The organism is Aeromonas sp. FDAARGOS 1408, from assembly GCF_019048665.1.
Classification (GTDB): Bacteria; Pseudomonadota; Gammaproteobacteria; order Enterobacterales; family Aeromonadaceae; genus Aeromonas; species Aeromonas dhakensis.
Genome location: NZ_CP077394.1, coordinates 1,027,408 through 1,046,406 on the forward strand (window position 1 = coordinate 1,027,408; position 18,999 = coordinate 1,046,406).

Annotated in this window: 19 protein-coding genes; 13 read left to right on the forward strand and 6 right to left on the reverse strand. The window is 64.5% G+C overall.

Going from position 1 to position 18,999, the window contains the following annotated elements; all coding sequences use genetic code 11:
- Positions 1 to 2 precede the first annotated feature (2 nt).
- The 5 genes from moaE (at position 3) to I6L38_RS04980 (ending at position 4,038) form a co-directional block, all read left to right on the forward strand.
- Positions 3 to 476 (forward strand): molybdopterin synthase catalytic subunit MoaE, encoded by a 474-nt coding sequence (gene moaE / locus I6L38_RS04960; RefSeq protein ID WP_216989223.1) that lies wholly within the window; start codon positions 3 to 5, stop codon positions 474 to 476.
- A 103-nt stretch (positions 477 to 579) separates the two neighbouring features.
- Positions 580 to 1,308 carry a molybdate ABC transporter substrate-binding protein gene (gene modA, locus I6L38_RS04965; protein ID WP_216989224.1) on the forward strand — a complete coding sequence of 243 codons (729 nt, stop codon included), beginning with the start codon at positions 580 to 582 and terminating at the stop codon, positions 1,306 to 1,308.
- Positions 1,309 to 1,443: 135 nt separating this feature from the next.
- On the forward strand, positions 1,444 to 2,124 hold the full coding sequence (gene modB / locus I6L38_RS04970; protein ID WP_011705491.1) for a molybdate ABC transporter permease subunit: 681 nt from the start codon (positions 1,444 to 1,446) through the stop codon (positions 2,122 to 2,124).
- Positions 2,121 to 3,197 (forward strand): molybdenum ABC transporter ATP-binding protein, encoded by a 1,077-nt coding sequence (modC, locus tag I6L38_RS04975; protein WP_216989225.1) that lies wholly within the window; start codon positions 2,121 to 2,123, stop codon positions 3,195 to 3,197. The genes modB and modC overlap by 4 nt, the downstream gene beginning before the upstream one ends.
- A 64-nt stretch (positions 3,198 to 3,261) precedes the next feature.
- Complete coding sequence (locus tag I6L38_RS04980) at positions 3,262 to 4,038, forward strand: alpha/beta fold hydrolase (protein ID WP_016350261.1); 777 nt, start codon at positions 3,262 to 3,264, stop codon at positions 4,036 to 4,038.
- 81 nt (positions 4,039 to 4,119) lie between these two features.
- Here I6L38_RS04980 and moeB read toward each other — a convergent pair whose 3' ends face one another.
- Positions 4,120 to 4,875: a molybdopterin-synthase adenylyltransferase MoeB gene (moeB, locus tag I6L38_RS04985; RefSeq protein ID WP_216989226.1), complete on the reverse strand. Its 756-nt coding sequence runs from the start codon at positions 4,873 to 4,875 to the stop codon at positions 4,120 to 4,122.
- Entirely contained in the window at positions 4,872 to 6,098 is a 1,227-nt protein-coding gene (gene moeA / locus I6L38_RS04990) for a molybdopterin molybdotransferase MoeA (RefSeq protein ID WP_139753802.1), read from the reverse strand. The genes moeB and moeA overlap by 4 nt, the downstream gene beginning before the upstream one ends.
- Before the next feature lie 304 nt (positions 6,099 to 6,402).
- On the opposite strand from moeA, the gene folE reads away from it, so the two are divergent.
- Both folE and I6L38_RS05000 read left to right on the forward strand, forming a co-directional pair.
- Positions 6,403 to 7,059 (forward strand): GTP cyclohydrolase I FolE, encoded by a 657-nt coding sequence (gene folE, locus I6L38_RS04995; protein ID WP_005299391.1) that lies wholly within the window; start codon positions 6,403 to 6,405, stop codon positions 7,057 to 7,059.
- Positions 7,060 to 7,454: 395 nt separating this feature from the next.
- The gene (locus tag I6L38_RS05000; RefSeq protein WP_201988498.1) at positions 7,455 to 9,110 is read left to right on the forward strand and encodes a methyl-accepting chemotaxis protein; all 1,656 of its coding nucleotides are present in this window, start codon (positions 7,455 to 7,457) and stop codon (positions 9,108 to 9,110) included.
- A 102-nt stretch (positions 9,111 to 9,212) separates the two neighbouring features.
- Here I6L38_RS05000 and I6L38_RS05005 read toward each other — a convergent pair whose 3' ends face one another.
- Positions 9,213 to 10,943: a formate--tetrahydrofolate ligase gene (locus I6L38_RS05005; protein ID WP_216989227.1), complete on the reverse strand. Its 1,731-nt coding sequence runs from the start codon at positions 10,941 to 10,943 to the stop codon at positions 9,213 to 9,215.
- A 66-nt stretch (positions 10,944 to 11,009) separates the two neighbouring features.
- Here I6L38_RS05005 and I6L38_RS05010 point away from each other — a divergent pair, with 66 nt between their 5' ends.
- Entirely contained in the window at positions 11,010 to 11,426 is a 417-nt protein-coding gene (locus I6L38_RS05010) for a hypothetical protein (RefSeq protein WP_216989228.1), read from the forward strand.
- 25 nt (positions 11,427 to 11,451) lie between these two features.
- Here I6L38_RS05010 and I6L38_RS05015 read toward each other — a convergent pair whose 3' ends face one another.
- A complete protein-coding gene (locus I6L38_RS05015) occupies positions 11,452 to 12,354 on the reverse strand; it encodes a LysR family transcriptional regulator (RefSeq protein ID WP_010634428.1) in 903 nt (300 codons plus the stop codon).
- 111 nt (positions 12,355 to 12,465) lie between these two features.
- Between I6L38_RS05015 and I6L38_RS05020 the strand changes: the two genes are divergently transcribed.
- From I6L38_RS05020 to I6L38_RS05035, 4 genes are all read left to right on the forward strand, one after another.
- Positions 12,466 to 13,026, forward strand: coding sequence for a YceI family protein (locus I6L38_RS05020; protein WP_010634427.1), 561 nt, complete (start codon positions 12,466 to 12,468; stop codon positions 13,024 to 13,026).
- Positions 13,026 to 13,763: a hypothetical protein gene (locus I6L38_RS05025; RefSeq protein WP_216989229.1), complete on the forward strand. Its 738-nt coding sequence runs from the start codon at positions 13,026 to 13,028 to the stop codon at positions 13,761 to 13,763. Before I6L38_RS05020 ends, I6L38_RS05025 begins: the two co-directional genes overlap by 1 nt.
- 186 nt (positions 13,764 to 13,949) lie before the next feature.
- Positions 13,950 to 15,071 (forward strand): adenosylhomocysteinase, encoded by a 1,122-nt coding sequence (locus I6L38_RS05030; RefSeq protein ID WP_216989230.1) that lies wholly within the window; start codon positions 13,950 to 13,952, stop codon positions 15,069 to 15,071.
- Positions 15,072 to 15,108: 37 nt separating this feature from the next.
- Complete coding sequence (locus tag I6L38_RS05035) at positions 15,109 to 15,420, forward strand: SelT/SelW/SelH family protein (protein ID WP_216989231.1); 312 nt, start codon at positions 15,109 to 15,111, stop codon at positions 15,418 to 15,420.
- Positions 15,421 to 15,482: 62 nt separating this feature from the next.
- Here the strand turns inward: I6L38_RS05035 and I6L38_RS05040 are convergent, their stop codons facing one another.
- Together I6L38_RS05040 and pepT are read right to left on the reverse strand one after the other, a co-directional pair.
- A complete protein-coding gene (locus tag I6L38_RS05040) occupies positions 15,483 to 17,207 on the reverse strand; it encodes a lysophospholipid acyltransferase family protein (RefSeq protein WP_216989232.1) in 1,725 nt (574 codons plus the stop codon).
- A gap of 152 nt (positions 17,208 to 17,359) precedes the next feature.
- The gene (gene pepT, locus I6L38_RS05045; RefSeq protein WP_024942799.1) at positions 17,360 to 18,583 is read right to left on the reverse strand and encodes a peptidase T; all 1,224 of its coding nucleotides are present in this window, start codon (positions 18,581 to 18,583) and stop codon (positions 17,360 to 17,362) included.
- Positions 18,584 to 18,616: 33 nt separating this feature from the next.
- Here pepT and I6L38_RS05050 point away from each other — a divergent pair, with 33 nt between their 5' ends.
- Positions 18,617 to 18,916, forward strand: coding sequence for a hypothetical protein (locus I6L38_RS05050; protein ID WP_017779231.1), 300 nt, complete (start codon positions 18,617 to 18,619; stop codon positions 18,914 to 18,916).
- The last annotated feature ends 83 nt before the right edge of the window (positions 18,917 to 18,999 follow it).

The window sequence follows — 18,999 nt, forward strand, 5'->3', positions numbered from 1 at the left end:
TGATGAGCGAGGCAACCATGATCGATCGCATTCTGGTGCAGCGGGAAGACTTCTCGCTGGCTGACGAATATGCCCGTCTCGCCGCCCGGCAGGACACCGGTGCCGTGGTCAGCTTTGTCGGCAAGGTGCGCGACTTCAATCAGGGGGAGCACGTGAAGGGGCTGGCCCTCGAGCACTACCCCGGCATGACCGAGAAGGCGCTGACGGACATAGTGGCCGAGGCCCGCAGCCGCTGGCCCCTGCAGGAGTGCACCCTGATCCACCGCATCGGCGAGCTGCTGCTCGGCGATCAGATCGTGCTGGTGGTGGTGAGCAGTGCCCACCGCGAGGCCGCCTTCGAGGCCTGCCACTTCATCATGGATTTCTTGAAAACCCGGGCGCCGTTCTGGAAAAAAGAGCTGACCGCCGAAGGATTACAACGCTGGGTCGAGGCCAAGGAGAGCGACAACACTGCCGCCGCCCGCTGGCAAGCTTGACCTGTTCAAGGGGGCTGGCTCATCGGGAGCCGCGGCCCCTGTTTTCGGGGCCGCCCCCTTGGCTGGGGAGCGATAGAAGCGGCCCCACTCAGGAGGTAAAGGAATGAAACCGCTGTTATCCGTTGTGATCGCCGGGGTCTGTGCCAGTGCGCTGCAGGCAGGTGCCGTGCAGGCCGACGAGGTCAAGGTGGCCGTGGCCGCCAACTTCAAAGGCACCATAGAGCGCATCGGCAAGGCGTTCACCGCCAAGACCGGCCATACCCTGGCCATCTCCTCTGCCGCGACCGGGGTGCTCTACACCCAGATAAGCCATGGCGCCCCGTTCGACCTCTTCCTCTCCGCCGACGTGAAAACCCCGCAGAAGCTGGAACAGGAGGGCAAGGGCAGCGAGCGTTTCACCTACGCCATCGGCCAGCTGGGTCTGTGGCAGAAGGGGGGGCCGGCTCCTGACGAGGCAACCCTGCGCAACTGGAAGGGCAACCTCGCCATCGCCAACCCGAAGACCGCTCCCTACGGCACCGCCGCCATGGCGACCCTCGATCATCTCAAGATCGATCCCAAGCAGTACCGCCTGCTGACCGGCACCAACATCGGCCAGACCTGGCAGTTCGTCGACACCGGCAACGCCGAGCTGGGCTTCGTCGCCTGGGCCAACCTGGTGGAGGCGGGCAAGACCGGCGAAGCCTGGGCCGTGCCGGCCGACTTCTATCCGCCCATCGAACAGCAGGGGCTGGTATTGAAGAAAGGGGAGGCGGTCGAGGCGCTGGTGGCCTGGCTCAAGGGGCCGGGTCAGGCAGAGATCAAGGCGGCGGGTTATGCGCTGCCCCACTGATGGCGCAACAACACACCTGCCTGATGAGTGGCCGGCCCACTCTTGCGATAAGGATGCACACCATGCCGTTGCCTGAATTCATCTGGGAATGCGGCTCAATCGCTGTGTCTGGTTCTGGCGTTGGGAGTGCGTCCGATGAGTGAAGGGGATCTGCTGGCGGTCTGGCTCACCCTGAGGCTGGCAGCCAGCACCACCGCCATCCTGCTGCTGCTCTCGCCGCCGTTGGCCTGGTGGCTGTCGCGCAGCCAGCACAGGCTCAGACCCGTGGTGGAGGCCCTGGTGGCGCTGCCGCTGGTGCTGCCGCCGACGGTACTCGGCTTCTATCTGCTACTGGCCTTCTCCCCCTCCTATGGCCTGGGCGCCTGGTGGCGTGACACCTTCGGGGCGCCGCTCGCCTTCAGTTTTACTGGCCTGCTGCTCGCCTCCATCCTCTACTCGCTCCCTTTCGTGGTGCAGCCGCTCACCTCCGCCTTCGTCAACATGGGCAACAAGGAGCTGGAGGCCGCCGCGACCCTGGGGCTCGGGCCGCTGGAGCGCTTCTTTCACATCATCTTGCCGATGACGCTGCCCAGCTTCGTGATGGCGGCGGCGCTCGGTTTTGCCCACACCCTGGGGGAGTTCGGGGTGGTGCTGATGATTGGCGGCAACATCCCGGGTGAGACCCAGGTGCTCTCCATCGCCCTGTTTGATCACGTGGAGACGATGGACTATCAAAACGCCCACCTGCTGGCGGGCGGCCTGATGGGCTTCTCGCTGGTGATGCTGGTGCTGGTGTACGGGGTGCTGCAGCGCCGGCAACGGAGGCTGTTCGGATGAACGACACCGGCAAGGCGAAACCGCTGCAACTCAAGGCAAGGCGGGCGTTCGGCGCCTTTAGCCTCGATTGTGAACTGGCCCTGGAGCTTGGGGGGATCCTCGGTCTGTTCGGCCCCTCCGGTTGCGGCAAGAGCAGCCTGCTGCGCATCATCGCCGGGTTGGACCGTGCGCCGGGTGACACGTTGAACTGGCAGGGCAGGGCGCTGAGCGATCTGCTGCCCGAGGCGCGCCGCATCGGCCTGGTGTTTCAGGATTCGCGCCTCTTCCCCCATCTGAGCGTGCTCGGCAACCTGCAACTGGCGGCCCGCAAGGGGCGAGGGCGCTGGCAACCCGAGGCGCTGGCGACCCGGCTCGGTTTTGCTGAACTGCTGCCCCAGCCGGCTCACGGCCTCTCCGGCGGCCAGCGCCAGCGGGTGGCACTGGCCCGGGCCCTGTTGGCCGAGCCCGATCTGCTGCTGCTCGATGAACCTTTCTCTGCGTTGGACAGACGCAGCCGCATTCATCAGGCCCACGTGCTCAAGGGTTTGCAGCAGGAGAGCGGCATTCCGATGATCTTCGTCAGCCACGCCATGGAGGAGGTGAGCCTGCTCTGCGATCAGCTGGTGCTGCTGGCGGATGGCCGGGTGGAGGCGCAAGGGAGGCCGAGCGAGATCTTTGCCCGCACCGATCTGTCGCTCGCCAGTCGCGACGACGCCGGGGTGATGCTGGCGGCGAGCCTCTCTCACTACGATGAAGAGGAGCAGATGGCGACCCTGCAGCTCGGCGAGCAGCAGTTGCGGGTCACCATGACCCAGGTGCCGGACGATGGTGGCCCCCTGCAGATCAAGGTGGCCGGGCGGGACGTGGTGATTGCCACCGCCCCCATCGAACACTCCAGCCTCTCCAACTGTCTCACCACCCGATTGTTGGCCGAACGCGAAGTGCGCCCCGGTCAGACCCTGTTGCAGTTGGCGCTGGGTCAGCAGATACTGCTGGCCCGGATCACCAGCCGCTCCGCCAGACGGCTGGCGCTCGCCCCGAACCAGCAGATCTACGCCTACATCAAGGCGGTGAGCCTGGTCAGCGAAGGTTGAGCAGGTTGCAGAAGAGGCAGAAAATCAGGATGGTTCAGCGGATGAGTCGAGAGGCAATGAACTGATGCGCCGCAATCAGGTGATGAAATCCAACGGTCTTGCCCTGCGCAGCGCGGGGGAGGGCCCCTTGCTGTTGCTGCTGCACGGGCTGGGCTCCTCCAGCCTCGACTGGCAGGCACAGATCGAACGTTTTTCCGAGCACTACCGGGTGGTGGCGCTGGATCTGCGCGGTCACGGCCAGAGCATGCAGGAGGGGCCGTTCGATGTGGCGACCCTGGCGGCGGACGTGGTGAACTGGCTCGACGAACAGCCTGAGCCCGCCTGGGTGGTGGGATTGTCATTGGGGGCCATGGTGGCGCTGGAGCTGGCGCTGCAACTGCCGCACAAGGTGCAGGGGCTGGTGCTGGTCAACGGCTTCAGCGAATTTCTGTTGGAAACGCCAAAAGAGCAGGAGCGCTTTGCCCAGCGGCTCAAGTGGCTGCGCTGGTTCGGCCTGCGGCCGCTCGCCTGGTGGCTCGGTCGCGAGCTCTTTCCCGGCCCCGACCTTGCCCAGGTGCGTCACACCTTCCGGCTGCGTTTCGTGCGCAACAAGAAGAAAACCTACAAGGCGCTGCTGGAGGCGCTGCCCGGCTGGTCGGTGCGCGCCCGGCTCGGCAACATCTGGCAGCCGGTGGCCATCATCTCCACCAGCCACGACTATCTGCCGCTCGCCAAACGGGTGGAGCAGTTCGCCTCTCTGCCCAACGCCACCATCCACACGCCCAATGGCCACCACGCCTGGCCGGCGGAAGATCCCTCCGGCTTCAATCATCTGTTGCAGCGGATCCTCTCAACCCATTGAGGTAGGTAGACAGCAAAGATGGATAAAAAAGCCGACCCAGGGGTCGGCTTTTTTGTTGGCGTAAAGGCTCGTTGAGGTGATTCACCCGTGCGAGCAGATCGGGCAGTCGGGGCGCTTGGGCAGTTTCATCTCGCGAAAGGTGCCGCCCAGGCCGTCGATCATCAGCAGGCGGCCGCTGTAGCTCCTGCCCATGCCAGCCAGCAGCTTGATGGCTTCGAGCGCCTGCAGGCTGCCCACCAGTCCCACCACCGGAGCCAGCACCCCCGCCTCGACGCAGGTGAGGGCCTGCTCGCCAAACAGGGCGCTGAGGCAGGCGTAGCAGGGCTCATTCTGCTGCCAGGTGAAGCTGCAGATCTGGCCCTCCAGCCGGATGGCGGCGCCGCTGACCAGCGGAACGCCGTGCTGGCAGGCCTTTTGGTTGAGCAGGTTGCGAATGGTTAGGTTGTCGGTGCAATCCAATACCAGCTGGTGGCGTGGCAACAGGGCATCGAGCAGCGCCTCGTCGGCCACGGCGGCGTGGGTTTCCACCTCAAGCCAGGGGTTGAGGGCGCGCAGGGAGCGGGCGGCGGAGTCCACCTTGTCGTGGCCGATGCGCTCATCGGTGTGCAGCACCTGGCGCTGCAGGTTGGAGAGCTCCACCTTGTCGAAATCGACCAGGGTGAGCCGGCCGACCCCGGCCACCGCCAGATACTGGCTGGCGGCGCAGCCGAGGCCGCCAGCGCCGATCACCAGCACGTGAGCCTGCTTGAGCGCCTCCTGCCCCTCGAAGTCGAAGGATTTGAGGATGATCTGGCGGTTGTAGCGCAAGAGCTCGGCGTCGCTCAGGATCTCGCTCACAGCAGCAATCCCCCGAACGGTTCGACGGTGACGGTTTCCCCTGTGGCGACCCGGCCCCGCTCGCGCTCAAGGACGATGTAGCAGTTGGCCCGCGACAGGGAGCTGAACACGGCGGAGTCCTGCGAGCCGGTGCTGCGCACTTCCAGGCCGTTGGGCCCCTGAGTCAGGATGCCGCGCTGGAAGTCGAGCCGGCCCGGCGCCTTCTTGAGCGGCTCTGCGGCCATGGCTTGCAGTTGCAGCGGGCGCTCGAAACGCTGACCCGCCAGCTTGGCCAGCGCCGGTTGCACCAGCTGATCGAAGGTGACCATGGCCGAGACCGGGTTGCCCGGCAGGCCGAAGAACCAGGCGTGGGGCAGGCGACCGAAGGCAAACGGCTTGCCCGGCTTGATGGCCAGCTTCCAGAAGCCGATTTCGCCGAGCTCCTCCAGCAACTGTTTGGTGAAGTCCGCTTCCCCCACCGAGACGCCGCCTGTGGTGATGAGGGCGTCGGCCTCGCGGTCGGCTTTCAGGAAGGCGGCGCGCAGCTGGACCGGATCGTCCGGGATGATGCCAAGGTCGAGGCAATCGCAGCCCATGCGATCCAGCATGGCCCGCACGCCGTAGCGGTTGGAGTCGTAGATGTCGCCGTGGGCAAGCGGGGAGCCGACCGGCTTGAGCTCATCGCCGGTACTGAAGATGGCCACTTTCAGCGGCCGGCGCACCGGCACGGTGGCAATGCCGAGGGAAGCCAGCAGCGGCATCTCCCGGGCGGTGAGGCGAGTACCGGCGCCGAGCACGCTGGCGCCCTCGCGGATGTCTTCGCCGCGGCGGCGAATGTTCTGGTCGGGCACCGGGGTGGTCAGAAAGGTGATCCTGTCGCCGTCGGCCTGCGTTTCTTCCTGCATCACCACCGCATCCGTCCCGGCCGGCACCGGGGCGCCGGTCATGATGCGCACGCAGTGGCCGGCGGGCCACTCGCCCTGGTAGGGCTGACCGGCAAAGGCCTTGCCCGCCATGATGAGGGGGGCACCGTTGGCGAGATCAGCCAGCCGCACCGCATAACCGTCCATGGCGGAGTTGTCGAACGGGGGCACGCTGAGGGGGGAGGCGATATCCGCGGCGAGTACCCGGCCAAGGGCCTGCGGCAAGGGCAACTGTTCGCTGTCGCAACAGCCGTCAAGCTGTGCCAGCATGCCCTGCAGGGCGTCGCTCAGGGGGAGTAATCCGCTGGTATCAAATCCCATGTCATGACCTCATTGTGTGATGGAGGGGGTGTGAAGGGCGGATTATCCCAAAAATCCATGCCGATGGGCAGGTTGCAGCAGGATAAAACCGTTTGGCTGTACAGATAGGCAGCGACCGGGCAGCGCGCCTCCCCCCGTATGGGTAGCGCCGGCGAAGTAAAAGCCGCCAGATTGGCATAAAGTCAGGGAACGGGCTTGAGTTAGCTTGAATTATGACAATAATCGCCGTCTACTATTGCGCCACAACCGAGTGCCGTCATAGCGAGGCGGCCATCACAGTCCCTGAGCGTGGGAGAGGAACAAGATGACGAGCTTAAGTCGGGAAGCCCTGTTGGTCAGGGCAGCCCTCGAGGCCGAGGGCCTCGAAACACCTCTGGTGGCCAATACCCTGGACGGCCAGCAGAAGCGGGAGAAGATCGAGGGCCACATGCGCGCCATCATGGAGACGCTGGGGCTGGATCTGGCCGATGACAGTCTGGCAGAGACACCGCACCGCATTGCCAAGATGTACGTGAACGAAATCTTCTCCGGCCTCGATTACGCCACCTTCCCCAAGGTGACGGTGATCGAGAACAAGATGAAGGTGGACGAGATGATCATGGTGCGGGACATCAGCCTCACCAGCACCTGCGAGCACCACTTCGTCACCATCGACGGGCTGGCACACGTGGCCTATATCCCCCGCGGCAAGGTGATCGGGCTCTCCAAGATCAACCGCATCGTGCAGTTCTTTGCCCGCCGCCCCCAGGTACAGGAGCGCCTGACCCAGCAGATCCTGCTGGCGCTGCAGACCCTGCTCGGCACCAAGGATGTGGCCATCAGCATCAAGGCGACCCACTTCTGCGTGAAGGCCCGCGGCGTGATGGACTCCACCTCCTACACCACCACCACCTCCTTGGGTGGCGTCTTCAAGACCCAGCCCGATACCCGTGCCGAGTTTCTGGCCGGTCTGAAAGGCTGATCTGCCAGGAGATGTGTCGCCACTGCGGCATGTCTCCTCGCTTTCCCCTCTTTTTTCACTGCCCCTGACGGCCCGCTGGCTGCCGGATGGTCGCACCGACAATTTTCCTCAAGGGATGGACCCCTCCGGTCGATATATCCCGTTATGGCTTGTGCGCATCTTTCGGGAGTACGTTCAAGTCTTCAAGGTGCCAAGCTTTGGCTGCTCTCTTGGCCGGGTGGGTCTGTCGATAAGAGACCTGCGCTCAGCCGGGCATCTTATAAAAAATGTCGCCTCGTTCATGCAAGGACATATATTCATCAAGGCTGGATGAGCCGCCATGGAGGCGGTGACAGCGGGCCGTATGCGTACGGTTCAGACGAGCGTTATCTGTTCACTCATATCCAGGACATGCCATGAATACCAGTACCATGACCATCGGCAAGAAACTCACCGCGGGTTTTGCCATGCTCGGCCTGATGATGGCCTTTATCGGCGGCTTCTCGCTGCTGCAGTTTGGCAACATGAACCGGGCCGCCATCGGCTTTACCGACAGCATTTTGCCCGCCGTGGTGCGCACCAGCACCCTGGGCGAGACCATCAATACCCTGCGCCGCTATGAACTGGATGTGTTTCTGGTGGCGGCCGACCCGCAGCAGAAAGCCCACTATCGCGACCTTGGCGAGCAGACCCTGCAAGAGGTCGCCCGGCAGGTCAAGGCGCACGATGCCACCATCTGGGCGGAGGACGTGGAAGAGCGGCGCACCTTCGACATCGTCAAGCAGGACTGGGACAAGTACGTGGCCCTGCACCAGCGCATCCGGCAGATGCAGGATGGCGGCCAGCTGGCCGAGGCCCAGCAGCTGTTCATGAGCGAGGGGATCACCCTCTACACCAACCTGGCCAAGTCGGTGGGGGATCTGATCCGCATCAACCACGGCTACTCAGTGGGCTCCCGTGCCCAGGTGGTGGCTGCGTTTGACAGCGCCAAGCTGAGCATCATAGTGGCGCTGGTACTGGGTCTGCTGCTGGCGGGGGCGCTTTCCACCGTGCTTACTCGCCAGATCCGCGATCCGCTGGTGATGCTGGCCCGCCAGGCCCAGCGCATCGCGAGCGGTGATCTGGGCAAGAGCGAGTTGCAGGAGTGGATCCGCGGCAATCGCTTCAAGCGTGACGAGCTGGGTCAGCTCGGCGCCGCCATCGACCGCATGCAGGGTTCGCTTGCTGATCTGGTGAGTGAGATCGCCGGCTCCGTGAGCCAGCTCAGCAGCGCGGTGGAGGAGGTGAGTGCCATCTCCGAGCAGTCCGCCACCGGCATGGCCCGCCAGCAGAGCGAGGTCTCCCAGGTCGCCACCGCCATGAACGAGATGCAGTCCACCGTCAACGAGGTAGCCCGCAACACCACGGACGCCATGAGCGCCGCCAAGGATGCCTCCCGCACCTCGACCCAGGGCAACCAGGTGGTGCGCAACGCCATCAGCAGCATCGAGGAGGTGTCGGTCAAGATTGAGCAGGCGGGCGCCGTGGTGCAGCAGCTGGAGCAGGACAGCACCAACATCAGCATGGTGCTTGACGTTATTCGCGGCATCGCCGAGCAGACCAATCTGCTGGCCCTCAATGCGGCCATCGAGGCGGCGCGCGCCGGTGAACAGGGGCGCGGCTTTGCGGTCGTGGCCGATGAAGTGCGCTCCCTGGCCCAGCGCACCCAGAACTCCACCGCTGAGATCAGCAAGATGATCGAGGTGCTGCAGGAGCGCACCGCCGAGGCGGGCAGCGCCATGCAACTGAGCCGTCAGCAGATGCAGGAGAGCGTGGGGCTGGCGCGGGAAGCGGGCAACAGCATCGACACCATCAACGGTGCCGTCACCCAGATCACCGACATGAACACCCTGATCGCCACCGCTACCGAGGAGCAGAATGCGGTGACCGAGGAGCTCAATCGCAGCATAGTCAACATCCACAATGCGGCGGACGAGAATGCCCTGGGGGCCCAGCAGACCGCCCAGGCCTGTGTCGAGCTGAGCAAACTGGCCAATACGCTGCACCATATGACCCAGCGCTTCACCCTCTGAGGCTGACCCTTGGTCGCAGATAACAGAAGGCCCCGCCAATTGGCGGGGCCTTGTCGTTTCTGGCGTTTGCAGGGGGCTGCTGGTCAGGCATCAAAGCCGATATCAGCTCAACCCGATGATATCGCCGTGCTCGTCGATATCGATATGACGGTAGGCCGGCAGGCTGCCAAGGCCCGGCATGGTCATGATGGGGCCCGCCAGGGCATAGACGAAGCCGGCGCCGGCGCAGAGCTTCACCTCCTCGATGGGCACCTCGAAGTCGGTCGGTACCCCCTTGAGGGCCGGATCATGGCTGATGGAGAGCGGCGTCTTGGCCACGCAGACCGGCAAGTGGCCCCATCCCTCGGCAGAGAGCTGCGCCAGCTGGCGGCGCGCCTTGTCCGAGAGTCGCACGCCGCGCCCGCCATAGCCGCACTCCACCAAAGTGGCCAGTTTGGCGTCCAGACTCGCCTCGTCGGGGTAGAGCAGCTTGACCTGGCCCGGTTGCTCACAGGCGGCCACCACGGCCCGGGCCAGCTCGTCGGCCCCGCCCCCGCCCTGGGTAAAGGCGTGGGAGATGGCGCAGCCAGAGGCGCCGGCTTGCAGCGCCTCGCGGGCCAGCAAGGCCAGCTCCGCCTCGCTGTCGGTGGGGAAGCGGTTGATGGCGACCACCACCGGCACCCCGTAACGGCGGGCATTGGCGATGTGCCAGCCGAGGTTTGCACAACCTTGCGTCAGGGTTGGCAGATCCTCACCCAGCAGGCTTTCGGGCAGCGGCTGGCCCGGGCGGATGTCGAGCAGGCCGCTGTTGGCCTTGAGGCCGCGCACCGTCGCCACCAGCACCACGCAGGCCGGGGTCAGGCCGGATTGGCGGCTCTTGATGTTGAAGAACTTCTCCAGCCCCATGTCGGAGCCAAAGCCCGCCTCGGTCACCACGTAGTCGGTGAGGCCGAGGGCCATGCGATCGGCGATCACCGAGGAGTTGCCGTGGGCGATGTTGGCAAAGGGGCCGGCGTGCACCAGCACCGGGGTTTGCTCGGTGGTCTGCATCAGGGTCGGCTGCAGGGCGTCTTTCAGCAGCACCGTCATGGCGCCCGCCACTTCCAGCTGCTCGGCGGTGATGGGGTTGCCGTGCAGGTCGCGGGCCAGCTGGATGCGACCGATGCGCGCACGCAGATCGTTCAGATCGCTCGCCAGCGCCAGAATGGCCATCAGCTCGGAGGCGGCGGTGATGACGAAGCGATCGCTGCGCTCGACGCCGTCGGCGGTGCCCCCTTGGCCGATGGTGAGGTGGCGCAGGGCGCGGTCGTTCATGTCGAGGGTGCGCGGCCAGAGGATGTTGTCTGCATCGATATCGAGCCGAGGCAGGCCGGTTCTGGCGCTGAACTGGTCACCGAGTTTGCGCTCATGGAACAGGCGGGCATCGAGGGCCGCCGCCGCCAGATTGTGGGCGGCGGTGAGGGCGTGAAAGTCACCGGTGAGGTGCAGGTTCATCTCCTCCATCGGCACCACCTGGGCGTGACCACCACCGGCGGCGCCCCCCTTGACCCCGAATACGGGCCCGAGGCTCGGCTGGCGGATGGTGGCGATGCTGGGCTGGCCGATGTGGTTGAGTCCCATGGAGAGGCCCAGGGTGGTCACCGTCTTGCCCTCGCCAAGCGGGGTGGGGGTGATGGCGCTCACCAACACCAGCTTGCCCGCCGGTTTGGGGAGCGACTTGAGCAGGTCGAGGCTGAGTTTGCCCTTGTAGTGGCCGTATGGGCTCAGCTGGTGCGAAGGGATGGCGAGGCGCTCGGCCAGCGCGTGAATGGAGAGACGGGGGGACTGGCGGGAGATCTCGATATCGCTTAGCATCAGCACCTCGTTGGCATGTCAGGTCAAATATGCGGCGAAGTCTAGTGGAATCAAGAGGGTTATCCAATGAGTAATAATATTTTGTCCGGCAATCGTGAGCTGCATCTAACGCCCATCGAGCTGGATCTCAACGCCCTCTATCACCCGCCCAAGCAGCCACTCACCGCCCTTGGCATCGTCAGCGCCTTCATTCCGCTGTTTGGCTACGGCTGGCAGGCGATGACCCAGGATCCGGAGACCCACTTTCGCCACGAGCTGGCCAAACGCATCAACAAGCACAAGACCGACGAGGCCAACCTCATCCTGACTCTGCAGCTGGCCGGCATGCTCGATTGCCACTGCCTGCACATCACTCTGCCCTATGCCCTCGGCGATGAGCAGCTGGCGACCCTGCGCCAGCGCCTGCCACGCTGGCAGCTGAACCTGCGCGACGTGCTGCTGGTGGCCGAGTTGCCGCTGCCTGCCGATACCGCCGCACCATAGCCATCCCGTCACCGCCGCAAAGGTGTTAAGCCTTGCGATCCCAGTAGTGGGGGGCGAGATAGCGCTCCTGCACGAACTCGATGAAACAGCGCACCTTGGCCGAGACGAAGCGGCGATGCGGATAGAGGGCATAGAGCCCCACCTGCCCCTTCTCCCACTCCGGCAGCAGTGACACCAGGGCGCCGGAGCGCAGCGCATCGCCAACGATGAAGGTGGGCTGCAAGATGATGCCCTGATCGTCGCAGGCCGCCCGGGTCAGGGCCACCCCGTTGTTGGCCCGCAGCGGCCCCTGCGGGCGCACGCTCAGCTGCTCGCCATCCCGTTTGAATACCCAGTCCGGCTGGGTCAGGGTATAGAGCAGGCAGTCGTGCTGCTTGAGATCCTCCGGGCTGTTCGGCGTGCCCCGACGGGCCAGGTAGCCCGGGCTGGCGCACACCTCCAGCCGCATCATGGCCAGCGGCTTGGCCACCAGGGAGGAGTCCGGCAGATTGCCGATGCGCAGCGCCAGATCGAACCCCTCTTCCACCAGCGCCACCCGCCGGTCGCTGTACTCTATCTCCAGCTTCAGATCCGGGTAGCGTTCGCGAAACAGCGGCAGGGCGGGGGAGAGATGCAGGTAGCCAAAATCCATCGGCACCGACAGCTTGAGGGTGCCCTGGGGCTGCTGGTTGTTGCGGGTCAGCTGGCTGTGGGTCTCTTCGAGCTCCGCCAGCAGCGCCTGGGAGCGCTGGTAGTAGAACTGGCCCGCCTCGGTGGGGTTGACCTGGCGGGTGGTGCGCGACAGCAGCCGGGTGGAGAGCGACTCCTCCAGCTGCTGCATCAGCTTGGAGGTCATGGCGACCGAGATGCCGAGCTGGTTGGCGGCCTTGGTAAAACTCTGACACTCCACCACCTTGATGAAGGTGCGCATGGCGGCAATCTGGTCCATCTTTCACTCTCAGTTGATAATTATTTTAATAAATCGCTGATTATCTATGTCCGGTATGGAGGTTAGCATCTTGGCTGTTGTTGTGAACCCCCAATATGAAGGAACGAACGGATGAAGATGACCAAGGCCCTGCTGGCCTCCTGCCTGTTTATGGCGGCGCCCCTGATGGCAGCCGATTACGACGTCGATGCGGCGCATACCACGGTGCAATTCAAGGTGGGACACCTCGGCTTCTCCGAGCTGGTGGGTCGTTTCAACACCTTCAGCGGCACCTTCAGCATGGACGATGCCAACCCGGCAGCGGCCAAGGCGAGCTTCGAGATCGATGCCGCCAGCGTGGACTCCAACCACGAGCCACGCGACAAACACCTGCGCAGCCCCGATTTCCTGGACGTGAAGCAGTATCCCAAGATGACTTTCGTCAGCTCCGGCTATGAGGGCACCAAGGATAAGGGCGTGCTGAAAGGCACCCTGACCCTGCACGGCGTGTCCAAGGAAGTGGCCTTCGATCTGGTCCACATCGGTGAAGGCAAGGATCCCTGGGGTGGCTACCGCAGCGGCTTCAACGCCACCACCACCATCAAGCGCAGCGACTTTGGCGTGAACTACATGGTGCCGAACATTCCGGACGAGATGACCATCGCACTGTTTGTCGAAGGTGTGCGCAAGTAATGGGCGCGGCACTCCTGCTTCAAACCCTGGCGGCTCCTTTGGGGGCCGCTTTGCTGTCGTGGCGCTGGCCGCGGCTGGGGTATCTGTGGGGCGCCCTGGCGCTCTGGCTGGTGGGCTGCCTGCTGGGCGGTGCCTACGGGCTGCCGGTCAAGGCGTGGCAATGGCTGCCACTCACCCTGTTGGTACCTGCCCTGGCGGCGCAGCTGGCCGACCAGCGGGCCGCGCTTGCGCTGTTTGCCGCGCTCGGGGCACTTGTGTGGTGGCAGGGGCTGGCCTCGGTGCTGGCAAGCGAACCCGCCATCTGGCTGGCGCTGTTGCCCGCCATTGGCTGGCTGGGATGGACCGGACTGCGCGGTGACAGCCGCGAGGGGCTCGGCTTTGCCCTCGGCTTCATCTGGCTGGCACTGGTGATCGGCATCGACGGCAGCCTGCTGATTGCCCAGCTGGCCGGTGCGCTGGCGGCCTTCGCCGGTTTCCGTGCCCTGCTCGGGGCCTTTGCCGGCAGCCAGGTGGCGCCCGCGGCGCTCGCATTGGCGCTGGCCTTCATGCAGATGCTCGCCTGGCAATACGTGGAGGTGCCGCTGCTGGTGTTGCTGCCGGTCTGGCTGCTGCCGCTGCTGGAGTGGGCACTGCGCAACAAACCCTGGTTCCTGCGCTGGGCCCTGTTGATCCTGCTGGCGGGCGTCGGGGCGGGTCTGAGTCTGTGGAAGGTGTGGCCAGAGGCCTCTCTTTACTGATTTTTAGCATAAAAAACAGGCAATTAACCCAAAAGTTGCCGACTTCGTCATAGTCTGTACAGATAAAGATTGAGCCCCATAGTGGTTTCAGATAAAAAGGATTTTCAATTATCTGGACACACACAGAACCCGGTCTGACCGGGTTCTGTTTGCCTGCTTGTTTGCGGCGCGCTAAGGAGGCCACAGTTGCGCAGTCAAGGATCTGAGCATCTGTTTTTTCGCCATTTCACCGAGCAGGGACGTCTCGACGGTCTCTGCATCCTGCTGGTTACCCATCTGCTTCCCGATCGTCCCCAGTTTATCCAGGCCCTCGATCAGATCGGGCGGATCGGCGCCATCCTGCCCAAACCCAAGTCAGTTCACGGACCGACCCTGACCTGGGCCCAGCAGCACTATCCGGTGCTGCCCCTCAACCGCCAGTGGACCAATACCCCGCAGGGGGTGATAGAGCACATAGCCCCGCTGGTGGCGCCCCATGAACGGCTCATCATTCTCGATATCGGCGGCTATTTCGCCAGAACCCAGGCCACCCTCAGCGAGTATTTCGGCCCCCGTTTCCTCGGGGTGGTGGAGATGACCGAGAACGGCCATCAACGCTACGAGCAGGAGGTGCTGTCCACCCCGGTCATCTCGGTGGCGCGCAGCCCTCTCAAGCAGGCCGAGGATATCCAGATCGGCCTGAGCGTGGTCTACTCCGCCGAATCCCTGGCCCGCACCCTCAACCGCACCTTCAATGTCTGCCAGGCCGCCCTGTTCGGCTACGGCAAGGTGGGGCGCAGCATCGCTCGCGAGCTCAGGTGCCGCAACCTGCATCTGGAGCTGGTGGAGACCGACGTGCTGCGCCAGGTGGAGGCGCTCTCCCATGGCTTCAAGCTGGTGGGCAAGGCCGAGGCCCTCAGCCGGGCCGAGCTGGTGATCTGCTCCACCGGCAACGGCGCGCTGGACCTGGCGGATCTGCAGCGGCTGCGCCCCGGTACCATGGTCGCCTCGGTCACCTCGGCGGACGACGAGTTTGCGTTCTGTCTCTCCCAGCTGCCTTGGCCGAGCGAGGAGGTGTGCCCCCACGTGCTGGCACTGACTCGTCCCGACGGCAGCACCATCTTCCTGCTCAACCGGGGCGAGGCGGTCAACTTCGTCCACGGCGCCGTCATCGGCGAATATGTTTATCTGGTGCTGGCGGAGATCATCGAAGGGGTGCGTCAGCTGGCGTTGCAGCCGCTGGCCCCCGGCCTGTTCGACCTGCCGCAGTCGACCATGCGCACCATTGCCAGCCACTGGCTGGCCGACTTCCACGGGGTCACCCAGTGAGCCTCTTTTTTCTTGCCGCCATTGATGGAGTGACCACATGAGCGAGACGACCTTGCCCACCCCCAAACCCCGCATCGAGATCCGTTACTGCACCCTCTGCCGCTGGATGCTGCGCGCCGCCTGGCTGGCCCAGGAGCTGCTCTCCACCTTCGACAGCGAGCTGGGGGAGGTGGCGCTGGTGCCGGCCAGCAAGGGGGAGTTTCGCATCCTGGTGGACGGGGTGCTGGTGTGGGATCGAGTGGCGGACGAGGGCTTCCCCGAGGCCAAGGAGATCAAGCAACGGGTACGCGATCTCATTGCCCCCGAGCGCGACCTGGGTCATGCCGATCGCAAGCCGGCCGCCGAGTAAACCGCAGCATCAATGACAAAGAGAGGGAGGCGCAGGCCTCCCTCTCTCGTTGTGGCGTCCGCTTAACGGTCGGCAGCTGTGCCCGGCTTATCTTCGGCGGGGAGGCCGATATAGCGGGCCCGCTTGTGGGGCTTGAGGCGGCTCACATCCACCCACACCAGGCCGTCGATGCAGTGGTTGAAGTCGGGGTCGATACCGAAATCCATGAACTGCACGCCGCCCGGCTCACACAGCTCGGAGTACTGCTTGTAGAGGGTGGGGATGGCGCAGCCCAGGTTGTCGAGGCGAGCCTTGAGCTCCTTGATATCGGCGCCATAATCCGTGCCTGCAAATAGCGGCGGTGTGGCGGGGTAGGGGCGGCGCGAGGGAGCGAGCGCCAGTTCGGGGGCAAAGTGCTGGCGGTAGAAGCTCACCAGCAGATCCTTGGCCGCCGCCGGCAGGCTGCCGGAGAGCGACACCGGGCCAAACAGGTAGCGATAGTCGGGATAGCGGGCCAGATAGGCGCCGATGCCAAACCAGAGGTAATCGAGCCCCCGCTTGCCCCAGTAGGCTGGCTGGATGAAGCTGCGGCCAAGCTCGATGGCAAGCTCCAGCCTGGGCAGCAATTTCTCTTCAAAGCCGAACAGGGTGTGGCTGTAGAGGCCTTCGAGCCCCTTGCTGGCCAGCAGCTCGGCCACCGGCGCGAAACGGTAGGCGCCGATGATCTCGAGCCGGGCCGGATCCCAGAGAATCAGGTGGTGATAGTCATCGTCGAAGGCGTCGAGATCCCGCCGTCTGCCGGAGCCTTCCCCTACCGCCCGAAAGGCGATCTCCCGCAGGCGCCCCAGCTCGCGCAGGATCACCGAGTGACTCAGCTCGTGGCGTCGGTAGAGATAGATCCCCTGACCGTCCGGGGTGTGGCCGAGGGCCTCGCAGGATTCGATGGCCTGCTTGAGCTGGCGGCGCTCCTCCGGCAAGGCGATGGGGGCTTCGGTGGCCAGCAAGCCCCGCTTGCCACGCCCGACTCGGTAGAGGTGGCTGCGCACCAGCCGGGCCGCGCTCTTGGCGGGCAGCTCCTGCACCCCGCTCACCGGGATGCGGGCACCTATGGTGATGGCGATGCGCTTGCCCTGCTGGCGAAACAGCTGCTTGACCAGCAACAGCCCGGCCCAGTCGTTGTTGAGCCAGGCGGCGAGATAGAAGGAGAGACCGTTGCGCCCGTCCAGATGGATCGGCACCAGCGGGGTGCGGGTGCGCTGGGCCAGCTTGATGAAGCCTGATTGCCAGGGGCCGTCCTTGACCCCCTTGGGGCCGAGGCGCGACACCTCGCCGGCGGGAAAGATCACCAAGGCCCCTTCGCTCGCCAGGTGTTCCCCCATCGCCAGGATGGCGCGCCTGTCTGTCTTGCCCCCCAGGTTGTCCACCGGCAGCAGCAGGGGGCGCAGCGGCGTCAGCTGGGCCAGCAACTGGTTGGCCACTATCTTGACGTCCGGCCGGATGCGGCCGAGCAGGCGCAGCAGGGCCAGTCCGTCGAGGGAGCCGATGGGGTGGTTGGCGACTATGATGACCCGGCCGCTGGCCGGAATGTGCTCGAGCTGGGCCTCGCTCACCCGGTAGTCGAAGTCGAGCTCGGTCAGCGCCTGCTCGACGAAGTCGAGTCCGCGCAGATGGGGGTGGCATGCGGCGAAGCGTTGAAACGCCTGCTCGTGCAGCAGCCAGCGCAGCCCTTGTCGGAGCAGGGGGCATAGCAGGTCGTTGGCCGACAGGCGGGGCAGGTGTTGTTGTAACAGGGCATCGACACTGAACATGGGCTGGGCTCCGATGAGTCGTTGCCCTAGCATGACGCCCTTTTGTTCCCGCCCCATGGCAGCGGGATGACAGTTTGATGGCAAAGAGGGGAGCCGGTTAACCGGCTCCCCTCTTTGGTCATGCTTTGATCATGGCGGTGACGATGGCCGGTTTAGTCGCGCCAGGACGAAGTCAGGCGCACCAGCTCCACCAGGGTGGCGACCGCTTTTTCCATGGATTGCAGCGGGATGAATTCGTGCTTGCCGTGGAAGTTGTGGCCACCGGTAAACAGGTTGGGACAAGGCAGCCCCATGAAGGAGAGCCGGGCGCCGTCGGTACCGCCGCGAATGGGTTTTATCTTTGGCGCCACGTCGGCGGCCAGCATGGCGGCCTTGGCCAGCTGGACTATGTGCATGTGCGGCTCGATCTGGCTGCGCATGTTGCGATAGCTGTCGGTCAGGGTGAGCTCGATGCGCGCTTTGGGGGCCTCCAGCTGCAACGAGGCGACCCGCTCCTTGAGCTGGGCCTTGCGGGCGGCGAAGCCCTCGTCGTCGAAGTCGCGGATGATGTAGTGCAGGCAGGTCTCCTCCACTGTGCCGTTCATCTGGGCCAGGTGGAAGAAGCCCTGATAGCCGTCGGTGCACTCCGGGGTCTGCTCGGCGGGCATGGCGGCGTGGAAGCGGGCGGCCAGGGTCTGGCTGTTGATCATGCTGCCCTTGGCGGTGCCGGGGTGCACGTTGTTGCCGATAAAGCGCACGGTGGCGCCGGCGGCGTTGAAGTTCTCGTACTCGAGCTCACCGAGCTCGCCGCCGTCCACCGTGTAGGCCCAGCGGGCCGGGAAGCGGTCCAGCGGGAAGCGGTCGGCACCGCGGCCTATCTCCTCGTCCGGGGTAAAGCCGACCCAGACATCGCCGCGGGGGATCTCGGGGTGGGCCAGCAGGTGGTCGATGGCGGTGAGGATCTCGGCGATGCCCGCCTTGTCGTCGGCCCCCAGCAGGGTGGTGCCGTCGGTGGTGATGAGATCCTGGCCCAGGTAGTTCTTCAGGAAACGGTAGTCGCGAATGGCCAGCACCTCGTCACCCTTGCCCAGGCAGATGTCCCCCCCCTGATAGTTTTCGATGATCTGGGGCACCACCTGCTCAGCCTCGTAGTCGGCGGTATCCATGTGGGCGATGAGGCCGATGGCCGGCGCGTCCGGCTGGTTGCCCGGCAGGCAGGCGGTGAGGTAGCCGTGCTCGTCCAGGGTGACCCGGCTCAGCCCCATCTGCGTCATTTCATCACAGAGGGCGCGGGCGAAGACCAGCTGTCCCTCGCTGCTGGGACAGACGGGATTGGTCGCATCGGAGCGGGTATGAAAAGTCACGTAACGCAGAAAACGCTCAAGCAAGGTATCCATTGGCAAGCCTCAAACCTGTGGTGGAGGGTCATTGTGGCCAATCTGGCGGCGGGGCTTTTTGCGTCAGCTCAGTTTTTGCCACATTTTTTGGCGAAGATCGGGTTGGAAAGGTGTAAGGTGGTTGAGGCTGTGGTTGTTGATATCAATGACAGCATAAAATGGTCCATCAACCGCATTTTTAAGCGGTTTGTGATGGGACTCATTTTTCCGTCAATGCCCTTGGTGGCGGGGGAGGGGCGAGGACGGGCCAGACGGGGTTATTTTCAGGGTGAAAAAGGGCGCGTGGCGGGACTTCTTCCCCCGCTTGCCAGGCCCGCTGGCGGCAAGATTTGATCGCCTTATGAAAAGCTGTTTTTGAACACTATTTTTTATTGTCACCGCTGGCGGTAAGTGTGTACACTCCGCGCCGATCCAAG

What these genes read in the sequence shown, in the direction of transcription:
- I6L38_RS05005 (WP_216989227.1), bottom strand. Translation starts at nt 10,943, where the DNA reads ATGCTAAGCGATATCGAGATCTCCCGCCAGTCCCCCCGTCTCTCCATT.
- I6L38_RS05020 (WP_010634427.1), top strand. Translation starts at nt 12,466, where the DNA reads ATGAAGATGACCAAGGCCCTGCTGGCCTCCTGCCTGTTTATGGCGGCG.
- I6L38_RS05015 (WP_010634428.1), bottom strand. Translation starts at nt 12,354, where the DNA reads ATGGACCAGATTGCCGCCATGCGCACCTTCATCAAGGTGGTGGAGTGT.
- modC (WP_216989225.1), top strand. Translation starts at nt 2,121, where the DNA reads ATGAACGACACCGGCAAGGCGAAACCGCTGCAACTCAAGGCAAGGCGG.
- modB (WP_011705491.1), top strand. Translation starts at nt 1,444, where the DNA reads ATGAGTGAAGGGGATCTGCTGGCGGTCTGGCTCACCCTGAGGCTGGCA.
- modA (WP_216989224.1), top strand. Translation starts at nt 580, where the DNA reads ATGAAACCGCTGTTATCCGTTGTGATCGCCGGGGTCTGTGCCAGTGCG.
- I6L38_RS05000 (WP_201988498.1), top strand. Translation starts at nt 7,455, where the DNA reads ATGAATACCAGTACCATGACCATCGGCAAGAAACTCACCGCGGGTTTT.
- I6L38_RS04980 (WP_016350261.1), top strand. Translation starts at nt 3,262, where the DNA reads ATGCGCCGCAATCAGGTGATGAAATCCAACGGTCTTGCCCTGCGCAGC.
- I6L38_RS05035 (WP_216989231.1), top strand. Translation starts at nt 15,109, where the DNA reads ATGAGCGAGACGACCTTGCCCACCCCCAAACCCCGCATCGAGATCCGT.
- moaE (WP_216989223.1), top strand. Translation starts at nt 3, where the DNA reads ATGAGCGAGGCAACCATGATCGATCGCATTCTGGTGCAGCGGGAAGAC.
- moeA (WP_139753802.1), bottom strand. Translation starts at nt 6,098, where the DNA reads ATGGGATTTGATACCAGCGGATTACTCCCCCTGAGCGACGCCCTGCAG.
- I6L38_RS05010 (WP_216989228.1), top strand. Translation starts at nt 11,010, where the DNA reads ATGAGTAATAATATTTTGTCCGGCAATCGTGAGCTGCATCTAACGCCC.
- I6L38_RS05025 (WP_216989229.1), top strand. Translation starts at nt 13,026, where the DNA reads ATGGGCGCGGCACTCCTGCTTCAAACCCTGGCGGCTCCTTTGGGGGCC.
- I6L38_RS05040 (WP_216989232.1), bottom strand. Translation starts at nt 17,207, where the DNA reads ATGTTCAGTGTCGATGCCCTGTTACAACAACACCTGCCCCGCCTGTCG.
- folE (WP_005299391.1), top strand. Translation starts at nt 6,403, where the DNA reads ATGACGAGCTTAAGTCGGGAAGCCCTGTTGGTCAGGGCAGCCCTCGAG.
- pepT (WP_024942799.1), bottom strand. Translation starts at nt 18,583, where the DNA reads ATGGATACCTTGCTTGAGCGTTTTCTGCGTTACGTGACTTTTCATACC.